The sequence below is a fragment of the Brevibacterium sp. FAM 27836 genome, from assembly GCF_051351055.1.
Lineage (GTDB): Bacteria > Actinomycetota > Actinomycetes > Actinomycetales > Brevibacteriaceae > Brevibacterium.
This window is the reverse complement of the sequence record NZ_CP195711.1, coordinates 2584829-2601773: the sequence shown is the minus strand read 5'-3', so window position 1 is coordinate 2601773 and position 16945 is coordinate 2584829. Positions and strand designations below refer to the sequence as shown.

Genomic DNA, 16945 nt, shown 5'->3' with positions numbered 1-16945 from the left:
AGGCGTCTGAGCCTGGGCCTGACATCCACTCAGTCCCGAACCGCGCTCAGACCAGCGCGAACACACCTTTGACCAGGGCGGCGACTCCCCCGCCGAAAGCCAACACGAGCATGCCGATCCGTGCGATCGACACGTCGATGTGCCGGGCGAGCCGATCGCCGCCGACCAGTCCTGCCACGAGCACGACCCCCAATGCGATCCAGGTGAACGGCTCCAGGTGCGGCCACACCCCACCGTGGACGATCACCTTCATCACCACCGCCGAGGCGGTTCCCACGACGAGGAACGGCTGCAGGGTCGCCGCGAAGGACCGCTGCTCCCATTTCGTCAGCACCGCATAGGCGCTGACTGCCGGTCCCCCGGCTCCGGCAGCCGCCGACATCGCACCCGAGAGCAGGCCGGCTCCCATGCGGGTGCCGATGTTCGCGGGAATCCGGCGCCCGAACCTCCCCAGAGTCAGAGAGCTGATGAGGGAGACGATGATGAGCAGACCGATGAGGATCTGCAGCGGTGGGGTGGGCAGGACCGAGGCGATGAGCGCCCCGGGGATCGTTCCGATCACCGCGCCCAGGGCCAGGTGGCGGAAGGACGGCCAATCCACCTCGGCGAAGGTCCGGGTGAAGACCGAGAACGCGGCGACGATCCCGCAGATGTTGACGAGGATGATCCCGCTGAACGGATCGAGGAGAAGAACGAGAAACGGGCCGCTGACCAGGCCGAACCCCATCCCGGTGACACGTTGGGACAGGGCACCGAGGAAGACTGCGAAGAGGATGAGCACGACCACGGGTTCCACTCGGTCGAGTCTAGTCCAGCCCGATTCCCGGCTGATCCTCAGTCTCACCGCTGATCGCGGGGTTAGAGTATTCACCATGAATGCCAGTCCCCTCTGGTCGCGGTTCAGCGCAGATCCGCGATCGTATGGGCAGGTCCGGGCCTCCGATGCCGATCGCGCGGTCGTCAGTGATGTCCTCTCGGAGGGTTATGCCCTCGGTCAGCTCGATGTCGAGGAATTCGATGAACGCACCGAGGCGGCTGCGAAGATCAAAACGCTCGGTGAAGTTCCCGCGCTGATCGAGGACCTCGTCCTCACCGACCCTGCCGAAGTCGAACCGGGCACGCTCGACGAGACGAGACGGGACGGGCGCAGGCCCTGGCGCGTCTCGAAGAGGACCGGGTGCCGATCACGCCGGAGCAGATCGATGCAGCGGCGCAGAAGTACTATCGGGATCGGGTGCGCCGGGCCCTGCTCGGCGCCGTCGCGGGCCCCGTTGGGATCGTGCTGGCGGTCTGGGCGTTCTCATCGATCGTCTCGGGGCAGGTCATCTTCTTCTGGCCGATCTTCGTCATCGTCCCCATGCTGTTGGGCGGATTGGGACGGATCGTGCACAAGGACGAGATCATCCGCAATCGGAAGAAGGAGCTCACGCGCCGGGCACGGGCCCACCTCGGTGACGCTGAGGCCCGACGGAAGCTCGAGCAGAGTGAGACGCCCGAGCGAGACTATGAAGCCGAGTTCGGTAGGGGGCTGCAACCGCCGCATCCGCCCCACCCGCCGTACTCCCCCGGTCAGATCTCACGTCGGGATGAGAGGCGCAGGCGCAGGTCGCGGCACCGGCATCACCGCGACAACCCTTGGGACTGAACTCAGGCAGCTCGAGGGCGACCGGCTGCGGCAACGGAGGCTGATCGCCCGATGGCCGAGGGACCTTCGCTGGAGGATCAGGTGTGCCCTAGGTCTGGAAGATTCGGATCTGCGCAAAGGCCTCCGCCTTGTGCGTGGTGAACCACATGGTGTGCGAGAAGTGACGCAGATCGTTGCTGTCGGCCTCGGTCTGCCAGTAGCCCCAGGCGGCTGCGGCTTTGCCGTGGGTGATCGCCGCTTCGAGGTGACCGGTCTCGGGCACGTACGCGGACAGGGCCAGCAGCGCATCGACGACCTCCGCCCGGCCGGTGACGGTCTCCACCGTGCCCATCCGCATGATCTGGAGGACGCAGTCGTCGGCGACCACCTCGGCGAGGGGATCCCGTGCGCCGGCGAACAGGTGCTCTTCGAAGCGGGCGACGAAGGTGTTCTTCGGGCTGTTTCCGCAGGAATCGGTGCCGGTGAAGGTCATGGGCTCAGCCTAGGCGTGCCGCGCAGGGGTGACAATGCTGCGGGCATGAAAAAGCCGTGCCGGCGCCCTGGGGACACCGGCACGGCCGATCGAGCAGCGGGGGCTATCAGAAGCCCATGCCGCCCATTCCACCCATGCCGTCCATGCCGGCAGCTGCGTCTGCACCTGCTCCGGCCTTTTCGGGCTTGTCGGCGACAACCGACTCGGTGGTGAGGAACAGACCGGCGATCGAGGCGGCGTTCTGCAGAGCAGAGCGGGTCACCTTGACCGGGTCGTTGATGCCGGCGGCCAGCAGGTCCTCGTAGCCACCGGTTGCGGCGTTGAGACCGAATCCGGGTTCGAGGTTGGCGACCTTGTCGGCAACCACACCGGCTTCGAGGCCGGCGTTCGTGGCGATCTGCTTGAGCGGGGCTTCGATGGCAACCTTGACGATGTTGGCACCGGTGGCCTCGTCGCCCTCGAGTGAGAGGTCGGCGAAAGCAGCCTTGCCCGCCTGGATCAGGGACACGCCGCCACCGGCGACGATTCCCTCTTCCACAGCAGCCTTGGCGTTGCGCACGGCATCTTCGATGCGGTGCTTCGTTTCCTTGAGCTCGACCTCGGTCGCGGCTCCGGCCTTGATGACTGCAACACCGCCGGCCAGCTTGGCCAGACGTTCCTGCAGCTTCTCACGGTCGTAGTCGGAGTCCGAGTTCTCGATCTCCGCGCGGATCTGTGCGACCCGTCCGGCGATCTCCTCGGCGTCTCCCGCGCCCTCAACGATGGTGGTCTCGTCCTTGGTGATGACGACCTTGCGGGCGGTGCCCAGCAGATCGGTGGTCACGCCGTCGAGCTTGAGCCCGACTTCCTCGGACACGACCTGGCCGCCGGTGAGGATGGCGATGTCGGCGAGCTGAGCCTTGCGGCGGTCACCGAAGCCCGGAGCCTTGACGGCCACGGACTTGAAGGTGCCCTTGAGCTTGTTCAGCACCAGGACGGCCAGGGCTTCGCCCTCGACGTCTTCGGCGATGATGAACAGGGGCTTGTTGGACTGCTGGACCTTCTCGAGGACCGGCAGCAGATCCTTCACATTCGAGATCTTGGAGTTGACGATGAGGATGTAGGGATCCTCAAGGACAGCTTCCTGACGATCGGTGTCGGTGACGAAGTAACCGGAGATGTAGCCCTTGTCGAAGCGCATGCCCTCGGTCAGTTCGAGCTCGAGTCCGAAGGTGTTGGACTCTTCGACGGTGACGACGCCTTCCTTGCCGACCTTATCGATGGCCTCGGCGATCAGTTCGCCGATCGCAGGATCTCCGGCGGAGATGCCGGCGGTCGCGGCGATCTGTTCCTTGGTCTCGATGTCGATGGCGTTCTTCAGCAGCACACCGGTGACAGCTTCCACTGCCTTTTCGATGCCGCGCTTGAGGCTGAGCGGATCAGCACCGGCTGCCACGTTGCGCAGGCCTTCGCGGACGAGAGCCTGAGCGAGCACGGTAGCGGTGGTGGTTCCGTCGCCTGCGACGTCGTCAGTCTTCTTGGCGACTTCCTTGACGAGCTCGGCGCCGATCTTCTCGTAGGGATCCTCGAGTTCGATCTCCTTGGCGATGGAGACACCATCGTTGGTGATGGTCGGTGCGCCCCACTGCTTTTCGAGCACGACGTTGCGACCGCGGGGTCCAAGGGTCACCTTGACCGCGTCCGCAAGCTGGTTGAGTCCAGCTTCGAGTCCTCGACGAGCTTCTTCGTCGAATGCAATCATCTTTGCCATAGCGGCTTAGATCCTCCCTGATGGAGTGGAGTGGGAAACCAGAGCAGTCGTCAGCGCCCGCGACGGCAGAGAGTGTGCCCGCATGTTCCATTCCACATAAGGACCACGCTCTCGAGACAACTGATGGGAACCCATCGGTTTTCACCACTACTAGATTTAGCACTCTCACCATGCGAGTGCAAATATTCGTCGCCCGCCAAGATGGGCGAGAACAGTTGAGATCCGCGAGTTGTCGGCGCGCGGTGAAGGCACAGAGGGCAGTTCGGCCCAGCGCGAAACGGTGGTGCGGGCCGATTGCGAACGGCCCACTCAAAGTCGAGCAGCACGGTTTCAAACATGTGCTGTTCAACCCAAACCGTGCCGAATCGAATCTCCCGCCCTGGAGGACCCTTCCCACGCGGGCACTGAAAAGCGCCGAGCAGTTGCCTGCTCGGCGCTTTCCCCGCGCGATTGGTGCCGGTCGACCCGAAAGCCGTTCCGACGCCCCGCCGCAGCGGATCAGAAGACTGTGTTGATAGCAGTCAGTCTCAGAGGAGGGTGACGGACTCCGCCTGAGGACCCTTTTGTCCTTCTCCGACTTCGAACTGAACCTGCTGGCCCTCTTCGAGAGAGCGGTAGCCGTCCATCTGGATTGCGCTCCAGTGAACGAACACGTCCTGGTTGTCGCCTTCAAGGGTGATGAAGCCGTAGCCCTTTTCAGCGTTGAACCACTTGACGGTACCTTGTGCCATTACTTCTCCATACAGTGCAGTGCCATTGAAATCCCGTACTTCAGTCGCGATCGGGCGACCGCATCTGGAATACGGAAGCTGGCAAAACTCAACCGACCCCGCGACTTCTCTCATTGACCTCGGGAGAATAATCTCGGTGAAGCACGATTAGAACACAAGGTGCTGTGCTTGCCTAGCTGGTGCAACTCTACCGCAGGCACGCATCCCACCCCGGGCCGCTCAACACTGTTATAGATTCGTTACATAAGAGTTTTCGCCCAGTTCACACCAGGGGTTGCGGTCAAAGGACCGGACCGACCGGCTCGGACTATTCCGAGTCCCCGCCTTCGCTGGGCTCGGGGCCGCGATCGGCGATGTCCGAACAGATCACGACAGTGACATCGGCGTCGAAGTCCTCAGAGGCCTCCGTGGCCGAAACGCCCAGCGATTCGGCGACGAGCTTCGCCTGCGAGGCGTTCTCCTCGCCCTTGTAGTACACGGTCGAATCGGTGAGGTTCGTCGAATAGTTGCCGACCTGGCCGAGCTTCCAGCCCTTCTCCTCGACCGCTTCGGAGAACTTCTTCGCAGCGCCCGAGACGCCGGAGCCGTTGAGGACATCGACGGTGATCGAGTCGTCGGCAACGCTGACTTCGCTTTCGCTCGGTGAGGGTTCGGCAGAGGTCGACTCCGATGCCGCGGGGTCCTCGACCTTGGATTCGGGGTTGCCCATCGACGAGACGATGATGTTGATGGCAGCCACGACGAGGAGGACCGCGACCAGCGCGAGCACGATGACCAGCGAGATGGCGCCGATGTTCGACGACGCCGCGGACTCCTGTCGATGGGCACCGCTGCGCCGGCCGGGCTCGATCTCGTCGAATTCGTCGGTCATGTCTACCTCGAGACGCGGGCTTGGGCGCGCTCGCTCTGCCGCGTGCTGCGGATCCGGCGAAGGCGCTTGACCAGCATGGGGTCGCTGGCCAGAGCTGCAGGGTTGTCGAGAAGCGAGTTCAGGATCTGGAAGTAGCTGGTGGCAGACATGTCGAAGCGCTCACGGATCGCGTGGTCCTTGGCACCGCCGTATTTCCACCACCGCCGCTCGAACTCCAAAACGGCCACCTCGAGCTCGCTCAGTTCTGAGGTGTCGTTGTTCGACGGCATAGAGGGTGTGCTCCTTCGAGAGATGTCTGTGCTTCTATATTATCGCCCGATCGACGGGACTGAAATTCCCGGCGCGCCGATCGGGCTGTGACCTCGCTCCCCACCGGGGTGAAAACGGCGTCACCCCGCCGCCCGGCATCTGTGCGATGACCGTTGCGACGGGGTGAGGAACCGGACCTTCGCGCCGATGGAGGCGAATCAGCGGATGCGGATGTTGACCTGCTTGATCTGGGTGAAGCCCTCGAGCATGCCCTCCAGCGATGCCTCGCGGCCGAAGCCGGAGGTCTTCATGCCGCCGTAGGACTGGCCGGCCAGCTGGCCGCCGCCCTGGTTGACCTGGACCCAGCCGGACTCGATGCGGTTGGCCATGGTCAGCGCCGCATCGACATCCTTGGTGAAGACGAAGGCCGCGAGCCCGAAGTCCGAGTCGTTGGCCATGTCGATGACCTCGTCGATGTCCTTCCACGGGATGACCGAGAGGACGGGGCCGAAGATCTCTTCGCGGCTGGTCTGCCAGTCGTTCTTCGCCTTCGAGAAGATCACCGGGGCGTGGTAGAAGCCGGGCTCGCCGACCTCGAGGGAATCGGAGCCGTCGTAGGCGATCTCCACGCCGTCCATCGACTTGCCCATCTCGATGTAGCTGGAGACCTGGTCGTACTGCTTCTGATTGATGATGCAGCCGATGTCGGTGTCCTCATCGCGGGGGTCACCGACCTTCATCTTCGACACGGCATCGACGAGCTTGGACAGGAAGTCGTCGTAGATGTCCTCGTGGAGGAACAGGCGCGAACCCATCGTGCAGGACTGGCCCTGGCGGGCGAAGCGCGTCGACAGGAGCACCTGGTCGAGGGTGTCCTGGTCGTTCGAGTCGGGGAAGATGATATTCGGGCTCTTGCCGCCGAGCTCCATCGACGAATGTGCGAGACGACCGCCGGCCACCTCGGCGACGTGACGGCCGACGCTCGTCGAACCGGTGAACGAGACCTTGTCGACATCGGGGTGGACGTTGAGCGCCTCACCGATGACCGAACCCTTGCCCGTGACGACGTTGAGCACACCGGCGGGCAGGATGTCGGCGATGATCTCGGCCATCTTGAGGATCGTCAGGGGTGCGTCTTCGGCGCACTTGAGCACGATCGTGTTGCCGGCGGCGAGCGCGGCAGGGGTCTTGAAGGCGGCGATCATCAGCGGCGAGTTCCACGGCAGGATGCCGGCCACGACGCCCAGCGGCACACGCTTGGTGTACTGCAGCTGCTTGTCTCCGGCGGGCAGGGTGTTGCCCTTGATCTCACCGGCGACTCCGCCCATGTAGCGGAACAGGTCGGCCAGGGTGATCGTCTCCGGCCGAGCCTGCGTACGGATCGCGTTGCCGGTGTCGATGGCAGTCAGCTGAGCGAGTTCCTCCGACGCCACTTCGAGAGCATCGGCGCAGGCCAGAAGCTTCTTCTGGCGTTCCTTGAACGGCACGGCGGCCCACTCGGGGAAGGCCTTCCGCGCGGCCTTGACGGCACGATCCGCGTCGGCCTCCTTGCCGTTGGGCACCTTGGCGATGACGACGTTGCGGTCGATCGGGGTGATGACATCGGTGGTGTCACCGTCAGCGGCGTCGACCCACTCGCCGCCGATGAGCATCTTCCAGTTCCTGGCCTCTGGGAATTCCGGCATTTCGGTCCTTTCGTTCAACGATGAACTTCTTAGGGCGAGCATAACGTGTGCGCTCGGCGAGCAATACACCGGCTCAATAGGCGATCGCGCACACCCGATCTGCGCTTCGTGCACACTCGCGCACCTTCACCGAGGCGGGGCCGACGACCCCGGCCCCTCCCCGAGGCGGCCCGACCTCTCCCACCTTCGCCGAGGCGGCACGTCCGTTCTCGTCACTGTCCTCGTTACACTCGTGCCCATGACGTCGACACCTCCGATGACCGAGATCATGTCCCCCGATTGGGCTCAGGCCCTGGCCGGAGTGGAGGAGCGCATCCATAAGATGGGCGACTTCCTCCGCGCCGAGCTCGCCGCCGGCCGCGAATATCTGCCGTCCGGGGAATCCGTCTTCCGCGCCTTCGCCGAACCGCTGTCCCAGGTCAAGGTCCTCATCGTCGGTCAGGACCCCTATCCGACGATCGGACATCCCATCGGCCTGTCCTTCGCCGTCGACCCTGGTGTCCGGCCGCTGCCGAGATCGCTGGGCAATATCTACAAGGAGCTCGAGGCCGACCTCGGCATCGCGCCGGCACCGCATGGAGACCTGCGGGCGTGGTCCCGGCAGGGGGTGATGCTGCTCAACCGTGCGCTCACCGTCGCTCCCGGGCAGCCGGCCTCCCACCGCGGCAAGGGGTGGGAGGAGATCACGGAGCGGGCGATCGTGGCCCTGACGGAACGGGAGCAGCCGCTCGTCGCGATCCTCTGGGGCCGGGACGCTCGCAACCTTGCGCCGCTGCTGACCTCGGGCACCGCCGAGGTGGCCATCATCGAATCCCCGCACCCCTCGCCGCTGTCGGCCAGCCGCGGGTTCTTCGGTTCCCGCCCGTTCTCACGCACGAATGATCTGCTCGCGCAGAAGGGGATCGCGCCCATCGACTGGGCGCTGCCGCCTCAGGACTGATCCGCCCCGGGCTCGGGCTGCGCCTTCGTCGACACGGTCGGGATCTTCCCGGTCGTCGGGGTCTTCGCCGCACCCGGCTGGACCGAATCCATCACGGCCGTCGACGGCTCATTGCTGCGCACCGAGGCAACGGTCTTCTCCGCCGAGCTGCGGCTCTTGAGGTTCTTCAGCGGCAGCGCCAGGTAGCTTCCGAGCACGGCGCCGACGGCCAGGGCCGCATTCGCGAGGATCGCGGTGAACAGTGAGGACAGTCCCACGGCGAAGGACACGTTCTCCGAATCCGAGGCGATCTGGTAGACGGCGGTGAAGATCGACAGACCCTGGAGCAGGGTGTAGATGCCGGGAATCATGAGCACGATGGCCGGTGCTCCCAGCCGCAGAGCCAAGGGCCTCGAGAGGAATCCGGTGACGGTGGCGGCGAGGAGACTCGCGAGCACATTGTCGATGTGCAGCAGCGTCAGCGTCATCATCGTGATGTGCGAGGCCAGACCGACCAGGGCAGCGGGCAGGATGAACCGACGCCGGGCCGACATCGCCACGGCACCGGACATCGACACCACGGCGGCGGCGACCATCGACAGGATCGCTGTGACCACGTGCGGACTCGTCTTCGGCACAAGGACTTCGATATGGCTGAGCCCGATCGCCTGTCCGCACACGACTCCCAAGGCGATGCCGGAGACGATGCCGGCCAAGGCCATGAACACGCCGACCACCCGCCCGGCCGCGGTGAGAGGGAAGTTCGTCAGCGCGTCTTGGACCGCCGAATACAGCGATTGGGTCGGCAGGAGCAGGACGATGCCGGCGGCCACGAGGTACTGCGGCGAGTTGATGATGCCGATGTCGCCGGCGATCGTAGCGATGAGCGTCGCCGAGGCGGCCTGCGCCGCGGTGATGAAGAACGAGGGCAGATGGGTCCGGCCGAGCAGTTTGCCGAACTGGAAGACGACGATGGCCATGACGATGCCCAAGGGCACCGCGACCGGTCCTCCTCCGAGCAGCAGGACGAGCGCACCGACCATGAGTCCCCAGGCACCGGTGACGAACCATTGGGGAAACGGTCGCCGCTGAGACCGGATCGCGTCGAGGCGGCTGCGGGCCTCTTGGAATTCGAGACGACCGTCGACGAGGTCGGTGACGAGCTTGTGCACCGAGGCGAGCTTCGCGAAATGCGTGGACTCGCTCCGGTTGACCCGCATCACGGTCATGAGTCGGCCGTCGGAGGTCGAATAGTGCACGACCAGGGTGTTCGAGGTCAGGTCCACCTCGACGGTGGCCAGACCGCACGCGGTGCAGGCGGCGATCACGGAGACTTCGACATCACTGGTGCCGGCGCCGGCGCGCATCATCATCGCCGCGATGTCGGCGGCGAGGTCGAGGACCATCCTCGCTTCGTCCTCGCTCGGTTCGGTCGCCTGCACCGGTGCCTGGTACGGGGTGCCTTTGAGCGCGGTGACGATCGGCACCGGCTGCGTATTGGTCGTGGTGCCGGAGACGAGTTTGCCGACCGTGCGCCGGGCGACTCGCTGTGCGATCCGCTGAGACGCACCGAGGTGGTCGGTGCGCGGCTTGGACCGTCCGCTGCTGCGGTTCGATTTCGCGGCTTTCGCGGCCGCGGCCTTCGCAATGTCCTCGGGCAGGGGTTCCGGCGAGGATTCCCGCAGTTCGGCCAGGCGCTGCAGACGGGTGCGTTCGAGCAGCTCCCGCAGGGCATGGGATCCGGCTTCCGGGTTGCCGGCGACTACCGGGGACGGCGACGACCCGCGGACGGGACCGGGCGCGGTCGGTTCATCGACCCGCACCTCGGCGGTGGTGGCGTCTTCGAGATTCTCGTCGCTCACGGCTCGCAGATGAGTGTCGGGCCGTGTGGGTCGGCGACGTTCGCGGTTCCCGTCCCGGCGTCGAAGTCGAAGACTCGGCGACCGGAGACGAACACGGTCTCGGCACGCGAGTCGAGGTCGAGCGGGTCGCCCGACCAGATGACGATATCGGCGTCGCGGCCGACGGCCAGGGACCCGAGGCGGTCCTCGAGTCCGAACATCGCGGCCGGGTTGATCGTCAGGGCTTCGATGGCGACGACCGGGTCGAGTCCTTCCTTCACGGCCAGCGCGGCCTCGTGGATGAGGAAGTTGATCGGGATGACCGGGTGGTCGGTGGTCAGGGCGATGCGCACCCCGGCCCTGGCCAGGGCCGCTGCGGTGGCCAGGGTGCGGTCGCGCAGTTCGACCTTCGAACGCGAGGTCATCAGGGGGCCGAGGATGACGTCGATGCCCTTGGCGGCGATGTAGTCCGCGATCTTGTGGCCTTCGGTGCCGTGGTTGATGATCAGCCGGTACCCGAATTCCTCGGACAGGCGGATGGCCGTGGCGATGTCGTCGGCACGGTGGCAGTGCTGGTCCAGGGCGAGCTTTCCGTCGAGGATGTCGGCCAGGGTCTCCTTGACCAGGTCACGGTCGAACGGTGTGCCCTCCGCTTCGGCGTGGGCGCGTTTGGCCTGGTAGTTGCGGGCGTCGACGAAGGCGTCGCGGAGGATCTTCGCGGTGCCCATCCTCGTCGAGGGGGTCGTCTTCTTCTCTCCGTAGACGCGTTTCGGGTTCTCCCCGAGTGCGGACTTCACGGACAGGTCTTCGCTGATGAGCATCTCGTCGACGATGCGCCCCCAGGTCTTGACGAAGGCGGTGCGGCCGCCGATGGGGTTGCCTGACCCGGGTTTGATGAGGGCGGAGGTGACGCCGCCGCGCAGGGCGTCCTTGAACCCGAGTTCGGTGGGATCGATCCCGTCGAGTGCACGCAGACCGGCCCCGTTGGGATCGGTCATCTCGTTCGTGTCATCACCGGACCAGCCTTCGCCGTCCTCATGCACGCCGAGGTGGCCGTGGGCTTCGATGAAACCGGGCAGGACCCAGCGTCCTCCGGCATCGATGACCTCGGTGTCCGACGGCAGGTCGGCGGTGTCGACGGAACCGGCGACCACCTCGGCGATGCGGCCGTCGGTGACGGTGAGCGTACCCGATTCGATCGCCTCGGCGCGGTGCCCGTGCGCATCGGCGACGGGCACGATCCGTGCGTTGGTGATCACGAGATCTGTGGCGGCGGGGACCGGAACCGAACGGTACATTGTGCTCCTAGCAATGGGGACGGCGGCGTCGTCTGGCTGCGGAAACGAGTCTACGCCACTTGACGTTTCGCTCGGGTCACTCCGCCGCCCCTCGTGAGTGCCCCGCGTCAGCTCCGGCGTATAGTCTTGGACAATCGTTCGAAGAGAGAAGGTTCCCTGATGCTCGAGACCATCACCTCATACGTCGCTGTCGGAGATTCGTTCAGTGAAGGGCTGATGGATCCCGACCCGCGCGGGGATGATCGGTACCGCGGTTGGGCCGACCGTCTGGCGCTCATGCTCACCGAATCGTCGATCGGCAGCCCCGATGTCTCCTATGCCAATCTCGCGATCCGTGGTCGCCTGCTCGACCGCATCCTCGACGAGCAGGTGCCGCGTGCGCTCGAGATGAAACCCGACCTGGTCAGTCTGTGCGGAGGCGGCAACGACTGCCTGCGCCCGAAGGCCGATATCGATGCGCTGGCGGCGAAGTACGAACGCGCCGTCATCGCCCTGCGGGAGGCAGGCATCGAGGTGCTCATGTGCAATGGCTTCGATACCGAGTTCAGCACCCCGCTCATCCGCGCGGTGCGCCCTCGCGTGGGCATCTACAACGCTCACCTGTGGTCGATCGCGCAGCGCCACGGCTGCCATATGGTCGACCTGTGGGGTCTGCGCTCGCTCTATGCTGTGGAGATGTGGGCCGACGACCGCATCCACCTCTCCCCCAAGGGGCACCACCTCGTGGCCGAGCAGGCCCTGGCCACACTCGAATCCGGACATTCGCTGCCGACCGAGGGCTTCGGCATTCCGGCCCGCCCGACGCGGGCGATCCGCGAGGTCATGAGCGAAGAGTCCCGGTGGGCGCGGCAGTATCTGGGCCCGTGGGTCGGTCGGCGTCTGCGCGGAGAGTCCTCCGGTGACAAGCTCGACCCGAAACTGGCCGAACTCACCCGCGTCGCCGATCTCATCGAGCGGGCACGCAACTCTGCCCGGACCGACGACGTCGACCGGACCGACGACGTCGACGGGGCGAACGGGCCCGGCCACGCACAGGGATGAGCAGCGAGGGCGAACGGATCCCCGCACTCGCGTCCGCCGGAGCCGAGCTCGCGGGCGCCGTGCGTGAATCGAAACCCCGCAGGTCCGGCGCAGAGGCGGGCGCGGTCGAGTCGGACATGAGCGTGCCGGCGTTCCGGTACCCCTATGGGGACTCCCCCGACCAGTTCGTCGAGGTCTACGGTGATCCGGCGACCGCCTCGGCGACGGTGATCTTCGTCCACGGCGGCTACTTCCGCCCCCGCACGGATCTCGCCCACGCCCGCCCTCTGGCCCGTGCGCTGGCCGAGTCCGGGGTGCTCGTCGCCGCCGTCGAATACCGTCGGATCGGCGGGCAGCCGCACCTGCTCGACGATGTCACCGCGGCCATCGACTCGGTGTGTGCCGCACTGCCGCGCTGGGGTGCCGGCGAGCAGGCGCGGGAGAACCTCATCGTGTCGGGCCATTCGGCCGGAGGCTGCCTCGTGCTGGCGTGGGCGTCGCACCTGCCCGCGACGGGACCACGGATCCGTCTGCGGCCCCTGGCACCGGTGACTGATCTGCTGCGAGAGGTCGCCGGCCACCTCGGCGATGGGGCCGTGCTCGACTATATGGGGGTGCGGCCGGAAGAGGATCTCGAGGCGTATCTGCGTCACGATCCGCGGTCTCGGGTCGCACTCATCCCGGCCCGGGTGAACGTGCATTCGATCCACGGGGATGCCGATGGGATCGTCGATGTCGAGTTCTCTCGCGTCTTCCCTGCCGCCTTGACCGAGCTGCCCGGAGCCAACCATGCCGATGTCATCGACCCCGAGTCACCCTACTTCGCGCAGGTGAGGGACCTTCTCCTCGAGTGAGGCCCGGCCCTCAGACCCCTTCGGGGCTGATTCCGGGGCCGTTCTCGATGCCGGTGCGGATCTCGAAGAGTTCGGGGAAGAAGGTGAGGTCGAGTGCCTTCTGCAGGAAGCCCACTCCGCTCGACCCGCCGGTTCCGCGTTTCATGCCGATGATCCGCAGCACCGTGCGCATGTGCCGGTAGCGCCAGAGTTGGAAGTTCTCCTCGAGATCGACGAGCTCTTCGCAGCTTTCGTATTCCTGCCAGTACTTCTGCGGGTTCTCATAGATGACCCGGAAGGTCTCGAGCAGCTCTTCGTCGAAGGTGTGCGCCACCGATGTGTCCCGGTCGAGCAGTCGCTGCGGAACCGGGAGTCCGCGACGGGCGAGGCAGGCGAGGAACTCATCGTAGATGCTCGGCTCCTCAAGGTACTGCTCGAGCGTCGCACGTGCTTCGGGTTCGCCGTCGAAGACCGGCAGCATGGCTCGGTTCTTGTTGCCGAGCAGGAATTCCACTGCCCGGTACTGCCAGGATTGGAAACCGGAGGCCCGACCGAGGTGGTCGCGGAACCCGATGTATTCGCTGGGGGTGAGAGTCGCGAGGACCGACCACTGTTCGGTCAGGGTCTTCTGGATGTGTTTGACGCGGGCAATGCGCTTGAGCGCGGTCTGCAGCTCATCGGCGGCGATGAGTCGTCGGGCGTCGAGGAGTTCGTGGATGACGAGGCGGAACCACAGTTCTGTCGTCTGATGCTGGATGATGAAGAGCATCTCGTCGTGATGCTCGGGGCTGCTGACGGGGTGCTGAGCGCCGAGCAGACGATCGAGGTCGAGATAGGACCCGTAGGTCATCGTCTCCTTGAGGTCGGTGTGGACCCCGGCTTCGAGATCGCGGACGTTCTTCTCCGCCGTCGACCCGGCGGTGGGAGACTCGTCCGCTTCTGTCTGTGTGCGGGTGCGATCGTCAGTGGTCGTCCGGGCCTCGTCGCCCGGAGCGGAATTCGAATCGGTCATGGGTTCCAGCATAGGGCTCAGCCCGGGCGCCGCCTCTGCGGTTCGGTGACCTCGCGGACCTCGTCGATGAGTCGCTGCCATTCCTGCGGCATCTGCCCTTCGCCGAATCGGACGGAACCGTACCGGCTCTCGATGAAGTAGGCGAAGCGGTCGGCTCCGGCCGGCGGCGCCGCACCGGACTCAGCTTGCGACCACGGCAGTTCGGCGACCGTGCGGCCGAGGTCCTCTCGACGACTGCTCGCATCGATGTCGACCTCCCACACGAGCAGCATGCCGCCGATCCCGCCCGTGCGTTCGACGAGCAGCCGACCATAACCGTCGTCTCGCCCGTGCGCAGGTTCGCTTACGTCCCCGCGGTCGCCTCCTGCCGGGCCTCCGTCCGCGGCATCGGCCTCGCTGCCCATCACCAGCTGCTCCCTTGGTTTCCCCTGGCCGAGGCCGCGTGGGAGATGCCGACTGCTTCCCATCCGGCGACGACCGCATCGTGCACGTCGGATCCGGCACCGAACTGGTCGGCCGCCTCGGCGATGGTGAGTTGGGCGAAACCGGCGAAATCGGTCTGCTTCGTGATCTCGGACCCCGTGAGGACCGAGTACCAGACCTGTCCGGCGCTCTCCCAGGCGGGACCGCCGATGTTCGTCGCCGCGAGCGCGAAGGCACGGTTCGGGATGCCGGAGTTGAGGTGGACCCCGCCGTTGTCGGAATCGGTGGTGACGAAGTCGTCCATGTGCGCGGGCTGCGGATCCCTGCCGAGGACATCGTCGTCATAGGCCGTGCCGGGTTCGATCATCGATCGCAGGGCTCGACCGGTCACCTCGGCGGTGAAGATCCCAGCGCCGATGAGCCAATCCGCGTCCTCGGCGTTCTGCCCGGCCGCATGCTGCTGGGTGAGGGCCCCGAAGACATCGGCGCAGTGTTCGTTGAGCGCTCCCGGCTGGCCGGAGTATTCGAGGTCGGCGGTGTGGCTGATGACCCCGTGGGAGAGCTCGTGGCCGATGATCGACACGGATCCGGTGAAACCGGTGAACACCTCGTCGTCGCCGTCGCCGAAGACCATGAGGCGGCCGTCGAAGAAGGCGTTGTCGTAGTCCTTGCCGTAGTGGACGCTGGCCATGAGGGGCATCCCCTGACCGTCGAGGGAGTCGCGGGAGAACGCTTCGGAGAACAGCGCATAGGCGGCGCCGAGGCCGTCGTAGGCCTCATTGACCGGCTCATCGCTCACCGGCGCTTCGCCTTCGGAGAGGACGAGGGTGCCGGGCAGGACCTCGGTGTTCTCGGCATCGTGGATGAGGCGCTGCAGCCCGGCCCGAGCCGGAGCGGCGAGCGCGGCCTCATCCTTGTCGAGGTCGGCCGGAGGGGTGTAGCGCAGACCGGCCAGGCGGAGGTTCCGGCAGCTCTCGTCGGACATCCGGCAGCTGCGGGCTGCGGCGGCGGCCCTCGGGAAGCGCTGGGTTCCACGCTCGGCGATGGCGTCGAGGAGGTAGGGCGGGATCACGCTGCGGATGTTGACGGCTCTGTGAGAGATCATGATTCCAGCGTCCCACGTTCGGCACGGATTCGGTAGGGCGCGGTCCGCTCTGAGTGCGGGGCGAATGCCTCGTGTGTGGGAGCGCTCCGCACAGAGCGGGGCTCCGTCGGAAAACGATGGTCGGAACAGAATGCAAACAAAGTATTGCAAAGCTTTCTTTGCAAGAGTATCTTTGCATTATGAGCGAGGAGATCACCCACCCCAACGGCGTCCGCGAGATCAGCACCTCAGCCCTCAAGGGCCTGGCGCATCCCCTGCGGATGGCGATCTACGATGCCCTGTCGGCGCTGGGGCCGCAGACGGCGACGACTCTGGCCAAGCGCCTCGGCGAATCATCCGGCTCGACGAGCTATCACCTGCGTCAGCTCGCTCGGCATCGCCTCATCCGTGAGGTCGAAGGCGAGGCGGGCGGCCGCGAGAAGTGGTGGGAGAGGATTCCCGGAGCCATGCGGGTCCCCGGTCCCGAAAGCGACTTGGATCCCTCGACCCGGACCGCTTCCCAGTACGTCAATCGGGAGCTCGTGCGCAATATGCACCGCAATTTCGAGGCCTTCGTCGACGCCGCCTACGACCAGCAGCGGATGCCGACGGCATGGGTCGAAGCCGCCGTCAGCGACACGAGCAACCTGCGCCTGACGAAGGAGCAGCTGTCGGAGATCGCCGCCGAATTCGAGAAGACCACCATGGCGCTCATCAATCGCTATCGCGGCCGCAATGATCCCGGCTCCCGCCCGGTGCAGGTCCAGTTCAACGCCTTCCCCCTGATCGATGGAGAGGAATCCCCATCATGAGCACGCTCGCCACCCCCAACCGCCCAACATTTGCCGCACACCACCGCCGCATCGTCGAACGCACGGTCACGGTGACCCGTGAACTCGTCATCGACAGCGGTGAGGACACGAGCACCGAAGCCACCGGCCTCGACCGCGTGCTCCTGCGCCTGGCGCTGTGGATGATCGAACGCCGCCGCATCCGCGCCCTGAGACCCCGCGTCGACTCCGCAGAGATGTCGCGCCGTGTCGATGCCGCCAAGCAGATCCACCTCGACCGGTACCACGGCCTGCCGTTCTGAGTCGGGCCCGGCTGAGCCC

The 16945-nt window shown here is 65.8% G+C and carries 18 protein-coding genes and 1 pseudogene; 7 read left to right on the top strand and 12 right to left on the bottom strand.

All coding sequences use genetic code 11. From position 1 onward, the window contains the following. Positions 1-46: 46 nt before the first annotated feature. Positions 47-796 (bottom strand): TSUP family transporter, encoded by a 750-nt coding sequence (locus ACSE4D_RS11610; protein ID WP_436325984.1) that lies wholly within the window; start codon positions 794-796, stop codon positions 47-49. Between ACSE4D_RS11610 and ACSE4D_RS11605 the strand changes: the two are divergent. Together ACSE4D_RS11605 and ACSE4D_RS11600 are read left to right on the top strand one after the other, a co-directional pair. Continuing rightward, positions 774-1025 (top strand): annotated as a pseudogene (locus tag ACSE4D_RS11605) (DUF1707 SHOCT-like domain-containing protein); the annotation flags it as partial. The gene ACSE4D_RS11610 and the pseudogene ACSE4D_RS11605 overlap by 23 nt on opposite strands. 152 nt (positions 1026-1177) lie before the next feature. Continuing rightward, positions 1178-1645 (top strand): hypothetical protein, encoded by a 468-nt coding sequence (locus ACSE4D_RS11600; protein WP_436325983.1) that lies wholly within the window; start codon positions 1178-1180, stop codon positions 1643-1645. Between the two features lie 88 nt (positions 1646-1733). On the opposite strand, the gene ACSE4D_RS11595 is transcribed toward ACSE4D_RS11600, so the two are convergent. The 6 genes from ACSE4D_RS11595 to ACSE4D_RS11570 form a co-directional block, all read right to left on the bottom strand. Then, entirely contained in the window at positions 1734-2117 is a 384-nt protein-coding gene (locus ACSE4D_RS11595) for a hypothetical protein (RefSeq protein WP_436325982.1), read from the bottom strand. A 106-nt stretch (positions 2118-2223) separates the two neighbouring features. After that, positions 2224-3867: a chaperonin GroEL gene (groL, locus tag ACSE4D_RS11590; protein WP_135539152.1), complete on the bottom strand. Its 1644-nt coding sequence runs from the start codon at positions 3865-3867 to the stop codon at positions 2224-2226. A gap of 527 nt (positions 3868-4394) precedes the next feature. Further along, positions 4395-4598: a cold-shock protein gene (locus ACSE4D_RS11585; protein WP_025780447.1), complete on the bottom strand. Its 204-nt coding sequence runs from the start codon at positions 4596-4598 to the stop codon at positions 4395-4397. Between the two features lie 307 nt (positions 4599-4905). After that, positions 4906-5469 carry a LytR C-terminal domain-containing protein gene (locus ACSE4D_RS11580; protein ID WP_135539154.1) on the bottom strand — a complete coding sequence of 188 codons (564 nt, stop codon included), beginning with the start codon at positions 5467-5469 and terminating at the stop codon, positions 4906-4908. A gap of 2 nt (positions 5470-5471) precedes the next feature. Beyond that, positions 5472-5738, bottom strand: a complete 267-nt coding sequence (locus tag ACSE4D_RS11575) for a DUF3263 domain-containing protein (RefSeq protein WP_135539156.1) — start codon at positions 5736-5738, stop codon at positions 5472-5474. A gap of 198 nt (positions 5739-5936) precedes the next feature. Beyond that, positions 5937-7403, bottom strand: coding sequence for an aldehyde dehydrogenase family protein (locus ACSE4D_RS11570; RefSeq protein WP_426937106.1), 1467 nt, complete (start codon positions 7401-7403; stop codon positions 5937-5939). Between the two features lie 238 nt (positions 7404-7641). Here ACSE4D_RS11570 and ACSE4D_RS11565 point away from each other — a divergent pair, with 238 nt between their 5' ends. Next, the gene (locus tag ACSE4D_RS11565) at positions 7642-8343 is read left to right on the top strand and encodes a uracil-DNA glycosylase (RefSeq protein WP_426937105.1); all 702 of its coding nucleotides are present in this window, start codon (positions 7642-7644) and stop codon (positions 8341-8343) included. On the opposite strand, the gene ACSE4D_RS11560 is transcribed toward ACSE4D_RS11565, so the two are convergent. Both ACSE4D_RS11560 and ACSE4D_RS11555 read right to left on the bottom strand, forming a co-directional pair. Further along, on the bottom strand, positions 8334-10184 hold the full coding sequence (locus tag ACSE4D_RS11560; RefSeq protein ID WP_426937104.1) for a threonine/serine ThrE exporter family protein: 1851 nt from the start codon (positions 10182-10184) through the stop codon (positions 8334-8336). The two genes, ACSE4D_RS11565 and ACSE4D_RS11560, sit on opposite strands and share 10 nt — an antisense overlap. Continuing rightward, complete coding sequence (locus ACSE4D_RS11555) at positions 10181-11461, bottom strand: amidohydrolase (protein WP_425119910.1); 1281 nt, start codon at positions 11459-11461, stop codon at positions 10181-10183. Before ACSE4D_RS11555 ends, ACSE4D_RS11560 begins: the two co-directional genes overlap by 4 nt. 159 nt (positions 11462-11620) lie before the next feature. Here ACSE4D_RS11555 and ACSE4D_RS11550 point away from each other — a divergent pair, with 159 nt between their 5' ends. Further along, a complete protein-coding gene (locus ACSE4D_RS11550) occupies positions 11621-12502 on the top strand; it encodes an SGNH/GDSL hydrolase family protein (protein ID WP_436325981.1) in 882 nt (293 codons plus the stop codon). After that, positions 12499-13335 carry an alpha/beta hydrolase gene (locus ACSE4D_RS11545; RefSeq protein ID WP_436325980.1) on the top strand — a complete coding sequence of 279 codons (837 nt, stop codon included), beginning with the start codon at positions 12499-12501 and terminating at the stop codon, positions 13333-13335. The genes ACSE4D_RS11550 and ACSE4D_RS11545 overlap by 4 nt, the downstream gene beginning before the upstream one ends. Positions 13336-13345: 10 nt before the next feature. Here ACSE4D_RS11545 and ACSE4D_RS11540 read toward each other — a convergent pair whose 3' ends face one another. From ACSE4D_RS11540 to ACSE4D_RS11530, 3 genes are read right to left on the bottom strand one after another with little or no spacing between them, the layout of a single operon-like run. Continuing rightward, on the bottom strand, positions 13346-14326 hold the full coding sequence (locus ACSE4D_RS11540; protein WP_436325979.1) for a tryptophan 2,3-dioxygenase: 981 nt from the start codon (positions 14324-14326) through the stop codon (positions 13346-13348). A gap of 17 nt (positions 14327-14343) precedes the next feature. After that, complete coding sequence (locus ACSE4D_RS11535; RefSeq protein WP_436327134.1) at positions 14344-14730, bottom strand: protealysin inhibitor emfourin; 387 nt, start codon at positions 14728-14730, stop codon at positions 14344-14346. Next, positions 14730-15854: a M4 family metallopeptidase gene (locus tag ACSE4D_RS11530; RefSeq protein WP_436325978.1), complete on the bottom strand. Its 1125-nt coding sequence runs from the start codon at positions 15852-15854 to the stop codon at positions 14730-14732. The genes ACSE4D_RS11535 and ACSE4D_RS11530 overlap by 1 nt, the downstream gene beginning before the upstream one ends. Positions 15855-16033: 179 nt before the next feature. On the opposite strand from ACSE4D_RS11530, the gene ACSE4D_RS11525 reads away from it, so the two are divergent. Both ACSE4D_RS11525 and ACSE4D_RS11520 read left to right on the top strand, forming a co-directional pair. Continuing rightward, the gene (locus ACSE4D_RS11525; protein ID WP_436325977.1) at positions 16034-16645 is read left to right on the top strand and encodes an ArsR/SmtB family transcription factor; all 612 of its coding nucleotides are present in this window, start codon (positions 16034-16036) and stop codon (positions 16643-16645) included. Next, entirely contained in the window at positions 16642-16926 is a 285-nt protein-coding gene (locus tag ACSE4D_RS11520) for a hypothetical protein (RefSeq protein WP_426937099.1), read from the top strand. The genes ACSE4D_RS11525 and ACSE4D_RS11520 overlap by 4 nt, the downstream gene beginning before the upstream one ends. Positions 16927-16945 lie beyond the last annotated feature (19 nt).